This is a genomic window from Anabaena sp. FACHB-1237, from assembly GCF_014696225.1.
Taxonomy (GTDB): Bacteria; Cyanobacteriota; Cyanobacteriia; order Cyanobacteriales; family Nostocaceae; genus FACHB-1237.
In genome coordinates, this window is the sequence record NZ_JACJPV010000029.1 from 39,696 (window position 1) to 53,109 (window position 13,414).

Sequence of the window (13,414 nt, forward strand, 5' to 3'; positions counted from 1 at the left end):
CTACAACTATTATACCCCATAAAAATCCTCATCCAAAATTTCCTCAATCCCAAAGGGACAAATTATAGGATACTCACTTTCTTCCGGTACTCGAACTCCTAATTTAGCCAATTTACCCTCCTTAATTGCCAATTTTCGCCCATCAGGATAGGCTTTTTCTACTGCTTCTATTAAAAAACTTTTCAAAGATGGAGTATCTGCTAAATTATCTAAAACCCGTTGACGATGTTCTACCACAGAACTATACCAACTTGTTTTCATGGAGTCGGGTACATCATGCTGAATTTTTAATTTGAGTAAGTGAGCTAATAAGATTTTAATATTACTTCTGAGTGTATTTTTCTCTGACTTACCCAAATCGGCCAACTCCTCAATTAAATTCTCAATATCTAAAGATGTAAATTCACGATTTTGTAATTGTTGAATTGTTTGCTCAATCCATAATTGCAAATCGCTATCATATAGTTTATTAGACATATTTTAGGTCTATTTTATTCATTGTTTCTACTATTGTAACTTAATTATTACCAGAAATAGCGATTTTTTCACCAACTATTGTAATGTCATTGTCATTACAATATGCTAAAATGATTTAATCAATAATTACGCCCAAAAAAATCCACCATGACTAATAAAACCAAAAATACCACTGTGCGTAACACCCTAAATTTACGCATTAAGCCAGAAGAACGTGATTTAATAGATATGGCGGCCAAATTACAAGGTAAAAATAGAACTGATTTTATTTTGGCTGCTGCGCGAAATGCTGCGGAGGAAACTTTACTAGACCAAAAAATTTTTATGGTGACACCAGAGGCTTATGCAAAATTTATTGCTTTATTAGATGCAGCACCCCTACCTAATGAGCGTTTACGCAAAACAATACAGACAATTCCACCTTGGGAAAAGTAATTACTTTTTTAATTTGTCTCCTCTTCAACCAATGACATTGATGATTACTCTTAATGATTTACGTGATTCTATTACTGAGGATAGCACTAAGAAAAATTAAATTCTCAGCATAAATAATTATTGCTCATACTTGATTTTATCACACCATTTTGATAATCTTATGTACTATAAAATTCTCTGATTATTTGATAAATATTTTATGTCCAATATGTCTAATATCTCCAAAAAACCCAAACGTATTTTATTCCTACACCCCAATTTCCCCGCCCAATTTCGCCATCTAGCCACAGCATTAGCAAAAGATGATAATTATCAAGTAGTATTTGGTACTAACCGTCAGGAAGGCAATATACCAGGTGTATTTAAAGCTATTTATGAACCTTCCCGGACGGCAGCACCCCAAACCCATCATTATATCCGTAATTTAGAAAATGCTGTAATTACTGGACAAGCTGTATATCGCATTTGTGAAAAACTCAAAACCGAGGGTTTTATTCCTGATATAGTATATGCCCATTCTGGTTGGGGACCTGGTTTATTTATTAAAGAAGTTTTCCCTAAAGCTGAATTATTATGTTTTTTTGAATGGTTTTATCATGCAAAAGGTTCTGATGCTGATTTTGATCCTAGTGAACCTTTAAATGCTGATGATCAATGTCGTATTAGGGTGAAAAATTCCCCTATTTTATTTGATTTATATAATTGCGATCGCGGACTTTCTCCTACTAATTGGCAACGTCAACAATTCCCGAAAGAATATCATCAAAAAATCACTGTTTGCCATGATGGTATTGATACCAAATTTTTCCAACCTCAAGGAAATGCTAAACTAATTTTACCTCGTATTAATCTCGATCTTTCCCATATCCAAGAAATAGTAACTTATGTTGGTAGAGGAATGGAACCCTATCGCGGTTTTACTCAATTTATGGAAGCAGTAGCATTAATTCAACAACAACGGCCAAATTGCCATATTGTAGTAGTAGGAGAAGATAGAGTCGCCTATGGTAAAAATCTCCCTAATGGTCAAACTTATAAACAATTAATGTTAGAAAAACTAGATTTAGACCTATCCAGATTACATTTTACTGGAAGACTACCTTATGATGAATATTTGCAAGTTTTACAAGCATCCTCAGCCCATATTTATTTAACTCGTCCTTTTGTATTATCCTGGTCAATGTTAGAAGCAATGTCCACAGGATGTTTATTAATTGCTTCTGATACTCCACCAGTTTTAGAAGTAATTAAAGATGGCAAAAATGGACTATTAGTAGATTTCTTTTCTCCCCAACGAATAGCAGATAAAGTAAATCAAGCCTTAGATAATTCTCAAGATATGATATCTATTCGTAAGGCAGCAAGAAAAACTATCATTAGCAATTATGATTTAGATATTTTATTACCAAAACATTTAGATTGGATGTTGGGTAAAAAAACTTCCCTTAATTCTCATGGGTTTAGTAAATAGTGATGTGGAGTAACAGAAAATAAAAGTTTTTTTAACCCACTCAGGTGTGTTTCGTCTGTGTAGATGCGATTTATAATCGCTACTGACTCCAATCTTCAATTTCCAAACCTTAAATTTTTTCAAAATGCTTTACATTATTAGTAACAATGATCAAATTGTTAGCTATAGCAATACCAGCTATAAGAATATCAATAAGCTAATGTGCAGTACTCACTGTATAATTAAAAAACCTGAAGTTACAGTAGCACAAGCATCTTGCTTGTATTAATTATTCAAGTTAAAGGCAGAACAGCTTATCATCAACTGGTGTTCCTTTATTTCGTAAATTGGCATAAATATCAGCAGCAATTGTTGTAGAACTTGTAGTTAAAGGTAAAACTTCATTGTATGAGACAAAATTTAAGAAAGATGTCAGTTGTTTTTGTGCATCACGATGTTTTAAACCACTGAGAATTTCATAATAAGTAATAATGCTAATAGTAATTTTACCATGAACTCTTAAATATGCTTCAAACCTCTCAACAACTAAACTAGAATTGCGGAAGAAAAATGATAAAATATTGGTATCAATCAAAGCTGGTTTCATCACTTCTCCTCTCAAAAAATGCCTGTTGACGACGGGTATTAATTTCTTCACTAAAATTAGTAAACATCTCATCTGACATATCATTCCAACAACCAGCGAACTGCATAATTTGTTCTATTGAACCTGGAGATGATTCTACATTCAAGCGCCAATAATGAATAAAATTATATAATTCTTCTAATTTATCTTCTGGGATAAGATTAATTTCTTTAATAAATCCATAAACTAAATAACCTTAGATTAATTGACACATACATTAATTATATAGCTGTTTTGACTTCATTACCAGAATATTATTGTATAATTTTCAGTGATCATCAGATATAATAGTATAATAGAAAAATCCTGAAAACTGAAAAATAGGTCAATCATCTTTGACCATGAGTTATAATCAAAATAAAGTCATACCCATAAAATTACTATGACTCTCCAAATCCTAGACAAAACCATCACAACTTCCGAACAGCGATTTCTTCTACCAGGTTATTACACATGGAAGGAATTTGAAATAATAGAAACCTTAACCGCAGACGCAACAGGTTTACGGATAACTTATCTTGATGGTTACATTGAATTTATGACACTTGGTGAACAACATGAAATGATTAAAACTATTATTGGTTTTTTGCTAGAATTATACTCTTGCGAAATAGGTATAAATCTTATTCCAGTAGGTAGTGCTACTCGTCGCGCAAAAGAAAAAAGTGCTTCCTTTGAACCTGATGAATCTTATTATATAGGACAAAAAAAAGCAAATCTAGATTTAGCAATTGAAGTTAATATTACCAGTGGTAGTATTGATAAACTGGAAAAATATAAAAGATTTAATATTACCGAAGTTTGGTTTTGGGAAAATAATCAATTCTGTTTATATCATCTCAGAAATGATAATTATCAACAAATTAATCAAAGTGAATTATTGCCAGATTTGGATATAGATTTATTATTAAATTGTGTTTTAATGCCTTCCATTATTGATGCAAGAACAGCATTTATTCAAGGTATTAGAAAATAGTAAATATTTTTCAATGTTTTCGCTATCAGTTTAGATACCGGACTTCTTCAAGAAGTCCGGTATCTTATTTATTGAAACTAAATCAATTTCTCTAACGCTGTTTGTAAATCATTTGTTAATTCAGAAACCGCTTGTCTAGCAGCTACTCGACTACTTTTATAATCTCCATATCTATCAGAAACAGAAATAGGATCACCAATAGTTATCTTCACTTTTTGCTTACCTAAATTTGGACGTTTAAAAGGATTTCCTCCTTGAATTTTTCGCAACATATCCCATAATAATAACGTCGTTTCTGCAAATCTTTCGGCTGTGGGTTTTTCTCTAATATACATCCCAGAAACAGCCACAAAACTTTCTACTAGTCTAGTATGCCACATTCGAGAAAATGCTTCTTCGGCAATTCTATCACCTAAACTTTTCTCAATCGGTGATAATGATTTAATATCTTTAAAATCTTCTCGATATATATAATTCCATGCAGCTTGTTCTACCTTTCTACATCTATCATTCCAATTTCCTCTTGATGGTAAATCAAAATACTGTTCAGATATAAATAAAGCCGCATTCATTACTGCTTGTAACCGATAAGCTAAAGCTTCATTTCTATCAGTAATTTCTCCTTTAACAATCTTTTCATCTGGCAATGTTTGATGATAAAATCTGCTATAAAACTTCTCCATTACCGATAATAAATGTTCGGCTAAAGTCAATAAACGCGGATAAAGTTCGGCAAAAGTTGTCCCGGTATTTTCAGAATTTAAACCACTAATTAATTCTAATTCTGTTAATAACTTAGCAATATTTTCCCAAGGTTCATCAACATAACCATATTTAATTCCCACAGGTAAAATAAATACCTGTTCATTTCTATTTGCTTTTTGTAAATCTTCCGCACACCAAAAACTTAATTGTGCTATTCCTGGTTCTAATGGACTAATTATTTCTGATAATCCATTTGTAGCGCCTTCTGGTGCTGCACTGATAGGAAATTTACCATTAACAAATAATTCCCGTGCAGAACGTAAACCTGTCCAGTCCGCTTTACCGCGTTGTATGGGAGTTCCTCCTAAGCGAGAAAATAACCAACCTACATAATTACCCGCCCATAAAGGAATACCCCGATCATAAATAAAATGAGCATGAAGAGGATTTTGTAGTATGATATCCTTTTGTCCTGCTGCTTTGGGTAACAGTTGGGATAACAAATACAATAAACATTGAGGATCTTGTATTTGCGGATGACGAAATGCTAACATAAAGCGAATTTTACCATCCTGAAATTGCTGATAACTATTAGCCAGAATTTGGATATTCTCTGCTTCTATGCTACTAATAGTTGTTTGCCACCGCATCCAATGAGGTAATAATAAATGTGCGATTTTTAATACCCCAGGATGAAAATTTGGTGGAATAAATTCTAATGGTGGTTGTGCTTGATAATTTGTATCTGACAAAGTAGTTATCTCCTCAATTTCTTAACTGACAAATGACAGGTAATAGGTGATACTTAATAAGTGATATTCAAGAATTATCAATTATCAATTACCAATTACCTATCACCAACATGAACACATATTAAACGATCTGATTTGAGTAATTAAGGAAAAACCATGAGACTATCACAGAAATTATTTGTTACTTTACGCGATGACCCTGCGGATGCGGAAATCCCTAGTCATAAATTATTACTCCGTGCAGGCTATATTCGCCGTATTGGTAGCGGTGTGTATGCTTATTTACCTTTAATGTGGCGAGTTTTACAGAAAGTTTCCCAAATTGTCCGGGAAGAAATGAATGCTACTGGGGCGGAGGAATGTTTGTTACCTCAATTACAACCTGCGGAATTATGGCAGGAGTCGGGAAGATGGGATACTTATACTAAGGCGGAAGGTATTATGTTTTCGTTGGTTGATAGACGAGAACAACAATTAGGTTTAGGTCCCACTCATGAGGAGGTAATTACTACGATCGCTCGTGATATGATTCGTTCTTATCGTCAATTACCTCTGCATTTATATCAAATGCAAACTAAATTTCGTGATGAAATTCGCCCTCGTTTTGGTTTGATGCGGGGACGGGAATTTATTATGAAGGATGGTTATTCTTTCCATGCTGATGAGGAAAGTTTAAAGAAAACTTATCAGGATATGTACACAGCTTACAGTAATATGTTACGTCGTTGTGGTTTGGCTTTTCGTGCTGTGGAAGCGGACTCTGGGGCTATTGGTGGTTCTGGTTCAACGGAGTTTATGGTGTTAGCTGATGCGGGAGAAGATGAAGTTTTATATACTCAAGATGGTAAATATGCGGCTAATGTAGAAAAGGCTGTTTCTCTTCCTCCTGATGCGGAAGTTTCACCTTTTACTACTTTTGAAAAACGGGAAACTCCTGGAACTGATACTATTGAAAAACTTTGTAATTTTTTAAAATGTTCTCCCACTCAAGTGGTGAAAAATGTTTTATATCAAACTGTTTATGATAATGGTTTGACTGTTTTGGTAGTGGTGAATATTCGTGGCGATCAGGAAGTTAATGAGGTAAAATTACAAAATGAGTTAACTAAGTTAGCTGGCCAATTTGGTGCGAAAACTATCCTTTCTCTCAGTGTTCCTACTAGTGAAGTAATTGCTGGTTGGGCTACTAAATCTTTACCTTTGGGTTACATAGCACCGGATATTAATGACGATTATATTGCAGAAAGTAAGCAAGTTAATGGTAAATTTATCAGATTGGTAGATAAAACCGTATTTGAGTTAAAGAATTTTGTCACTGGCGCTAATGAAAGGGGTTTTCACGTAGTGGGAGCTAATTGGGGTGAGCAATTTAAATTACCTGAATTAGTGATAGATATACGTAAAGCTAAGGTAGGCGATCGCTCACTGCATGACTCAAGCCAAACCCTAGAAACAGCTAGAGGTATCGAAGCTGGCCACATCTTCCAATTAGGTACAAAATATTCTCAAGCTATGGGTGCAACTTATACCAATGAACAAGGGGAAGAAAAACCTTTAGTAATGGGATGTTATGGTGTGGGCGTGTCAAGATTAGCACAATCGGCTGTAGAACAGTCCTATGATAAAGATGGTATAATTTGGCCTGTTGCGATCGCACCTTATCACGCTATTGTCACTATTCCTAACATTAAAGATGCCCAACAAATCGAAGTTGCGGAAAAACTGTACACAGAACTTAATAAAGCAGGAGTAGAAACATTATTAGATGACAGAGATGAACGTGCAGGAGTTAAATTTAAAGATGCAGATTTAATTGGTATTCCCTTTAGAATAGTCACAGGGAGAGCGATTAATAATGGTAAAGTGGAAGTGGTAAAACGGGCAAATCATGAAACTCAAGAAATTGCCATTACAGAAGTAGTAAATATCATCAAACAATGGGTTAAAGAAGCAACAGAAAGTTAACTTAATTTAACTCAAAGTAGTGCAGGCATCTTGCCTGCAATTGATATATAATATCAAACATTAGAAATTAAAAACTGACTCCTTCATAAATATCATTTAAAGAAATTTGTAAATCTATAGATTTAAGTAACAAAATATCATGAATTGATTCATATTCACTTAATACCCATTTTCCTTCAGCATTTTTATTAAACTGTTCTACAAAGTATTCATATTGATTAATCATAATATATTCTTTTAGTTCAGGTATAGAACGATAAAATCTAAATTTATCTGTTTTATCATAATTACTAGTTGATTTAGATAAAACTTCTATAATCATTATCGGGTTGGTTACTTGTGTATTTCCAGTTCCTTCATATATTGTTTGTCCTGCAATTACCATAATATCTGGATAGGCATATATTTTATAGCGTGATAGCCATAATTTTACATCACTCATATAGATTTTATAATCTTGACCTCGCATTTGTAATTTAAAATAGGCGTAAAAATTTCCTGCTATTTCATTATGATTTGTAGTTCCAGCAGTCATGGGAATAATTTCTCCACCTATATATTCGCTTCTAAATTCTGATGATTCTTCTAGTTCTAAATATTCTTCTGGACTATAATATTTTTTCGTTGTTTGTATTTGCATAAAAACCTCAGTTCATGATTTATAGTTGTATATTTGTGCAACTATTTTACACCGATTTTTTCCAGAAATAGATTTGATACAGCAATTTCAACTACCTTTTGTGATTCATTACTTACATAAACTTCATTTTTCACATCTAACCAACCTTGAATAGCATCTTGTAAATTGAAGATAACTTCTTCATAAGTAAGCTGTTGTGCTTTTAACTTGAATAATTAATACAAGCAAGATGCTTGTGCTACTGTAACTTCAGGTTTTTTAATTATACAGTGAGTGCTGCACATTAGCTTATCACCTTCAGTAATACATCCTGGTAATGCAGGAACTTCTGCCTAATATCCCCCTTCTTCAGCAAGATGAATAATTGCTTTAATTTTCATATTTTTCTTTACAATTCAAAAGATAAAATTTGATTCCATCATATACTAATTTTAAAATTATTGCAAATAAATCAAATAAACCAAATAAACTTTATAATAGTAGATATCCTGCTCAATCAGTATCATAGTTGACTGGATATTAATATTCAGATCCCCGACTTCTTAAAGAAGTCGGGGATCTTATTGCACCATTAATTGTGCAAATAAACATTTCTCGCAGGAAAAGGAATAATAATCTCTTCCTGTTGATAACGCCGATGTAATTTCTTCACTAACAAATGTTTACCAATACCTTGATCTAAAATTTCATTCACCCGCATATATAAGGTAAAGTCAATACTGAAATCACCAAAATTATTAAACCTAATAAATGGTTCATTGTCTATCAGTTGGGGAGCAATTTCCGCCATGACTTCCTTAGCAACTTCTATAGTTACCCTTTCTACTAAATCTAAATCACTAGCATAACTTACACCTACATTAATACTTAAAGTAATTTCCTTCACAGGAAGATGATAATTAGTAAAAGTTGCTGAAGCTAACTTAGAATTAGGGACAATAATCACATTATTAGACATTTCACTAATTGTGGTATTTCGCCAATTAATATCAGTTACATAACCTTGATAGTTGTTATCTAATTTGACATAATCTCCCGTTCTTACCTGTTTAGAAATAACTAAATAAAACCCAGAAAATAGATTTGCTAATGTATCTTGTAAAGCTAAACCTACAACTAAACCACTAATTCCCAAAGTAGTCACTAAAGGGGTAATTTGTACTCCTAAAGTTTGCAAAATAATTAATGTACCTAAAACTAAAACTGCTATTTTGGCAGAATTAGAAATTAAAGAAGTAGAAACACCTTGATTTCTACTAGTGAATACACTAATAAACCCACCAGTTAATCTGGCAATGACTAAAGTTATGCTATACAGTAAGATTACTGTGATAATTTTTTGCAGAATATTACTAATATTTGGTTGTACTGGTGCGCTTAAAATTGCCCAGAAAAATCCAGCTAACACTAACCAAATAAATGTCATGCGATGAAAAGCATGGAAAATGATTTCACTACCAGTAATTTTTTTAGTTTCTACGAACTTTTTCAGTTTATTAAAAATTACTTTTTCACCAATTATTCCTGCTAGAAAACCAGTAATCACAAAAAGTACAGGTATTAACCACTGAGTCATCATTAAAGTCATAGTTAAATAGGTTGTGTGATAATTGATAGCACAAGTTAGGAGTCTGGGAGTACATCCTATTGCGGCCTGAGTTTCATTGTCGGTTGCTAGTCTCACTATCCTCACGATGGATGATTACTATAACATTTTTAGGACTTACGCAAGTGTCACACTAAAAAATCTGTTGTAGGGTACGTCAGATATCAACAATCTGTTTATTTGCAACCCTAGGAATGTGCCAGTTGCGTAAGTCCTGATTTTTATGATTATTATTTTCTTATGTTTAATATTAGAATAACTAATATTATGGCTGAAATGCTTATAAATACTCTGTTTATGGGTTTTTAGTGGTTAAATCTTGATCAAAAGATGCCATTTATGATCATCAGTTAGTGACAGTAAATAGGTAAAATATAAGCGCAGTATTCATAAAATAGGTATATCCAGCCCGTGAAGATATTTATATATCATACTCCGGAATTAACTCCTACTGATCAAATTCCCGAATGTGCGATCGCTGTGGACGTTCTCAGAGCAACTAGCACCATTGCCACTGTTTTATCAGCAGGTGGTGAAGCAGTACAGGTATTCAGTGACTTAAACCAACTCTTGGCAGTCAGTGAAAAATGGCCTGCGAATAAAAGGTTACGTGCTGGAGAAAGAGGAGGTGGTAAAGTAGAAGGTTTTGATTTAGGTAATTCTCCTTTAGATTGTACAAGTGATTTAGTAACAGGTAAAAGATTATTTATTAGTACAACTAATGGCACTCGTGCCTTACAAAGAATAGAAAAAGCTCCTATAGTTTTAGCAGCCGCTTTAATTAATAGAAGTTCCATAGTAGATTTTCTGTTGGCCAAAAAACCGGAAACTATTTGGATAGTGGGTTCAGGATGGGAAGGTAGTTTTTCTTTAGAAGATACTGTTTGTGCAGGAGCGATCGCCCATAGTATAGTAGAAAAAACAGGTGTTAGCATAGCAGAAATTGGTGGTAATGATGAAGTTGCAGGAGCGATCGCATTATATTCACAATGGCAAAATGACTTATTAGGATTATTTCATCATGCTAGTCATGGTCAACGTTTATTAAGATTAGAATGTTTAGAAGACCTGAAATATTGTTCGCAAACGGATGTTTTAAATGTCCTACCAATGCAACATGAACCTGGAGTTTTAAAAAGTTAATCTTCAGATCCCGGACTTCAGATCCCGGACTTCAGATCCCGGACTTCAGATCCCGGACTTCAGATCCCGGACTTCAGATCCCGGACTTCAGATCCCGGACTTCAGATCCCGGACTTCTTAAAGAAGTCCGGGATCTTAAACATTGATTATTTTAAACTAGATAAAGGCGCACCTAACCACCCCAAAAAATTCTCCTCCTGCATTTTATCCACATTTTCTAAAGGTAATAACTCATAATTTTTAGACACAGGTTCAGTCAAAATTATGTCATAACTAATTAACTGATCCTGATGAAAAACCGTCACCTCAATTTTATCATTAGGCCGATAATCCTTTAACCTTTCCGCCAAATTATTTTTGATTCTCACCCCATCAATAGCTAATAACTCATCTCCCGCATTTAACCCTGCAAAATAAGCAGGAGAATCTAATTCCACAAACTTAATCATATCACGGCCATTGTCATCATTAATCCGCAAACCCAAATAAGGATGTTCACCTTTATCACCTACTAATTGTAAGCCAAAAGGTCGTAAATAATCATTAAAAGGTAAATCTGACAAACCATGTAAATAGAGATTAAAGAAATCTGTTAAGTCTTTACCAGCAACATCAGCAATAATAGCTTGTAACTCCTCCTCCTCATAACCAACTTCATCCTTACCAAATTTCTCCCACATTATCCGCATCACATCATCTAAGGAACGACGATTATGATGTAAATTCCTAATTAATAAATCCAGTAAAAATGATACCATTTCCCCCTTGATATAATAGGAAATTTGGGAATTACCACTATTAGCATCAGGACGATAAAGTTTAATCCAAGCATCAAAACTAGACTCAGATAAAGGTTGAACCCTTTTCCCTGGAGTCAACAAATATCGCGTAATTTCCTTACTAAAATAATGCAAATAAGCCTTGGCATCATAAATTCCCGCTCTTTGAGGAATTACCAAATCATAATAACTAGTAGTTCCTTCACAAAACCATAAAGAAGGAGTATAATTTTCCTGATCATAATCAAAAACTTCCAAACCTTGAGGACGTATTCTTTTCACATTCCATAAATGGAAAAATTCATGGGCTACCAATTGCAGAAAACCGTGATATTTTTCCACATTACGAAAACCAAAATTATCATAAATTAAACAACAGGAATCTTTATGTTCTAAACCTCCATAAGCCTGGGGTAATAAATGCAAGAAAAATATATATTGATCATAAGGCAACCCAGCAAACATTTCTGATTCTACATTAATGATTTTCTCAAAATCAGTGATCATTTGCGAAACCTGAAAATTACCTTTTCCCCACATAGCTAACTGATGAGACTTTCCTAATACTGAAAATTGATGTAATTGATGACTACCAATTTCAAAAGGACTATCCACTAAAGTATCAAAATCTGCCGCTAAAAAGCTATTTTCTGAATTTGCGATCTTGGGTAAAGCGGTTGTCACGTGCCATTTATCATCAGGAGGAATGATGGTTATATTAATGGGTAAATGTTGATAATTAGGAATCCTGAAAAATAAAGCAGCACCATTAAAATAACCATGGGTAGCATCTAAATGATTAGTTCTTACTGTTAGTTCATTAGCAAAAATGCGGTACTTAATGGTAATTTCAGAAAAATCACTTTTAGTAATTTGCCAGTGATTTTTACTAATTTTCTGCCAACGCAAAGATTGATTCTTACTAAAAGCATAAAAATCTTGTAAATGACGAGCATATTCTCTGACTAAATAAGATCCAGGAGTCCAAACAGGCATTTTCAAATCAAGAATATGATTTGGATAATTAGTAATATTTAAAGTTACCTCAAATAGATGATTTTGAGGTTGGGGCATAGACACTGTATAATGAATTTTTGGTTGTAATTCTAGGGATGTGGCGTTTAGCTCAGAAATCATTAGTTTACTCATGTTATATTTTCAGTTTTTCTTATTAAGACTTACGCAAGATTAAACTCAAAACCTGATTCTTGTGTAGGGGTAATTCATGAATTACCCCTACTTTCGTTCTATTTTGCGTAAGTCTTGCTTATTCATCTATATTGACATACTCACCGACCTGAAGGTGCGGTGATTCTTGACGCTTCGCTGACGGATGCTACCTAAGTAGTCTTATTCTGTCTCTGCGCCCGTTTAGAGTCGTGGCAATGCCCTATCCCGACTTTATTTATATTTTTTGCGGCGTTTTCATCTCAGTCCTGTTCAGTTCCACAATTCAAGCACTGAACTAACCGGATTTTTAAATCAAGTTTACCCCATTTGTAGCCACATTCAGAGCAAATTTGACATCAATGTTCTGAAAACCAAAACCTTTCATTTGTCAAGGTTTTGGTTTTATTCAGCAACCTCTATTTAGGTATATTATTTTACATAGAGAAAATATTATGTTTGATATTTATAATTCCAATTAATTTTAATATTTATAGGACTTACGCAACTGGCACAAGCGATGGTGCGGCGTAGCCGCACCGAGCGCCTAAAGACTAAACCATTGACATAGCAATATCTGGACGTTTTAGTTGTCCTATTAAATAATTAGAAAGCAAATTATGCTTAATTTGATAAATAGTTTGACCTGTGTTGTAAGCTAAGTTTTTTAGTC

The 13,414-nt window shown here is 33.6% G+C and carries 12 protein-coding genes; 5 read left to right on the top strand and 7 right to left on the bottom strand.

The genetic code is table 11. The features are described 5' to 3' along the window. Positions 1 to 9: 9 nt before the first annotated feature. The gene (locus H6F32_RS14410; RefSeq protein WP_190370006.1) at positions 10 to 477 is read right to left on the bottom strand and encodes a DUF29 domain-containing protein; all 468 of its coding nucleotides are present in this window, start codon (positions 475 to 477) and stop codon (positions 10 to 12) included. A gap of 147 nt (positions 478 to 624) precedes the next feature. Between H6F32_RS14410 and H6F32_RS14415 the strand changes: the two genes are divergently transcribed. Together H6F32_RS14415 and H6F32_RS14420 are read left to right on the top strand one after the other, a co-directional pair. Further along, entirely contained in the window at positions 625 to 912 is a 288-nt protein-coding gene (locus H6F32_RS14415; RefSeq protein ID WP_190370007.1) for a DUF1778 domain-containing protein, read from the top strand. 199 nt (positions 913 to 1,111) lie between these two features. Next, a complete protein-coding gene (locus H6F32_RS14420) occupies positions 1,112 to 2,383 on the top strand; it encodes a glycosyltransferase family 4 protein (protein ID WP_242031141.1) in 1,272 nt (423 codons plus the stop codon). Positions 2,384 to 2,660: 277 nt separating this feature from the next. Here the strand turns inward: H6F32_RS14420 and H6F32_RS14425 are convergent, their stop codons facing one another. Both H6F32_RS14425 and H6F32_RS14430 read right to left on the bottom strand, forming a co-directional pair. Continuing rightward, positions 2,661 to 2,969 (bottom strand): PIN domain-containing protein, encoded by a 309-nt coding sequence (locus H6F32_RS14425; RefSeq protein WP_190370008.1) that lies wholly within the window; start codon positions 2,967 to 2,969, stop codon positions 2,661 to 2,663. Next, complete coding sequence (locus H6F32_RS14430) at positions 2,950 to 3,114, bottom strand: hypothetical protein (RefSeq protein WP_242031142.1); 165 nt, start codon at positions 3,112 to 3,114, stop codon at positions 2,950 to 2,952. Before H6F32_RS14430 ends, H6F32_RS14425 begins: the two co-directional genes overlap by 20 nt. A gap of 276 nt (positions 3,115 to 3,390) precedes the next feature. Here H6F32_RS14430 and H6F32_RS14435 point away from each other — a divergent pair, with 276 nt between their 5' ends. Continuing rightward, positions 3,391 to 3,984 (top strand): Uma2 family endonuclease, encoded by a 594-nt coding sequence (locus tag H6F32_RS14435; protein WP_190370009.1) that lies wholly within the window; start codon positions 3,391 to 3,393, stop codon positions 3,982 to 3,984. A gap of 77 nt (positions 3,985 to 4,061) precedes the next feature. Here the strand turns inward: H6F32_RS14435 and H6F32_RS14440 are convergent, their stop codons facing one another. Then, positions 4,062 to 5,441, bottom strand: a complete 1,380-nt coding sequence (locus tag H6F32_RS14440; RefSeq protein WP_190370010.1) for a 1-acyl-sn-glycerol-3-phosphate acyltransferase — start codon at positions 5,439 to 5,441, stop codon at positions 4,062 to 4,064. A 156-nt stretch (positions 5,442 to 5,597) separates the two neighbouring features. Between H6F32_RS14440 and proS the strand changes: the two genes are divergently transcribed. After that, positions 5,598 to 7,406: a proline--tRNA ligase gene (gene proS, locus H6F32_RS14445; protein WP_190370011.1), complete on the top strand. Its 1,809-nt coding sequence runs from the start codon at positions 5,598 to 5,600 to the stop codon at positions 7,404 to 7,406. A 67-nt stretch (positions 7,407 to 7,473) separates the two neighbouring features. On the opposite strand, the gene H6F32_RS14450 is transcribed toward proS, so the two are convergent. Continuing rightward, positions 7,474 to 8,046, bottom strand: coding sequence for a Uma2 family endonuclease (locus H6F32_RS14450; protein ID WP_190370012.1), 573 nt, complete (start codon positions 8,044 to 8,046; stop codon positions 7,474 to 7,476). A gap of 571 nt (positions 8,047 to 8,617) precedes the next feature. Beyond that, positions 8,618 to 9,622 carry a mechanosensitive ion channel family protein gene (locus tag H6F32_RS14455; RefSeq protein WP_190370022.1) on the bottom strand — a complete coding sequence of 335 codons (1,005 nt, stop codon included), beginning with the start codon at positions 9,620 to 9,622 and terminating at the stop codon, positions 8,618 to 8,620. Positions 9,623 to 10,063: 441 nt separating this feature from the next. On the opposite strand from H6F32_RS14455, the gene H6F32_RS14460 reads away from it, so the two are divergent. Further along, positions 10,064 to 10,795, top strand: a complete 732-nt coding sequence (locus H6F32_RS14460; protein WP_190370013.1) for a 2-phosphosulfolactate phosphatase family protein — start codon at positions 10,064 to 10,066, stop codon at positions 10,793 to 10,795. A gap of 146 nt (positions 10,796 to 10,941) precedes the next feature. Here the strand turns inward: H6F32_RS14460 and H6F32_RS14465 are convergent, their stop codons facing one another. Then, on the bottom strand, positions 10,942 to 12,723 hold the full coding sequence (locus tag H6F32_RS14465; RefSeq protein ID WP_190370014.1) for a M61 family metallopeptidase: 1,782 nt from the start codon (positions 12,721 to 12,723) through the stop codon (positions 10,942 to 10,944). Positions 12,724 to 13,414: the final 691 nt, after the last annotated feature.

Coding starts and splice junctions, on each gene's coding strand:
- H6F32_RS14465 (WP_190370014.1), bottom strand. CDS start 12,723: ATGAGTAAACTAATGATTTCTGAGCTAAACGCCACATCCCTAGAATTA.
- H6F32_RS14455 (WP_190370022.1), bottom strand. CDS start 9,622: ATGACTCAGTGGTTAATACCTGTACTTTTTGTGATTACTGGTTTTCTA.
- H6F32_RS14435 (WP_190370009.1), top strand. CDS start 3,391: ATGACTCTCCAAATCCTAGACAAAACCATCACAACTTCCGAACAGCGA.
- H6F32_RS14450 (WP_190370012.1), bottom strand. CDS start 8,046: ATGCAAATACAAACAACGAAAAAATATTATAGTCCAGAAGAATATTTA.
- proS (WP_190370011.1), top strand. CDS start 5,598: ATGAGACTATCACAGAAATTATTTGTTACTTTACGCGATGACCCTGCG.
- H6F32_RS14410 (WP_190370006.1), bottom strand. CDS start 477: ATGTCTAATAAACTATATGATAGCGATTTGCAATTATGGATTGAGCAA.
- H6F32_RS14425 (WP_190370008.1), bottom strand. CDS start 2,969: ATGAAACCAGCTTTGATTGATACCAATATTTTATCATTTTTCTTCCGC.
- H6F32_RS14415 (WP_190370007.1), top strand. CDS start 625: ATGACTAATAAAACCAAAAATACCACTGTGCGTAACACCCTAAATTTA.
- H6F32_RS14420 (WP_242031141.1), top strand. CDS start 1,112: ATGTCCAATATGTCTAATATCTCCAAAAAACCCAAACGTATTTTATTC.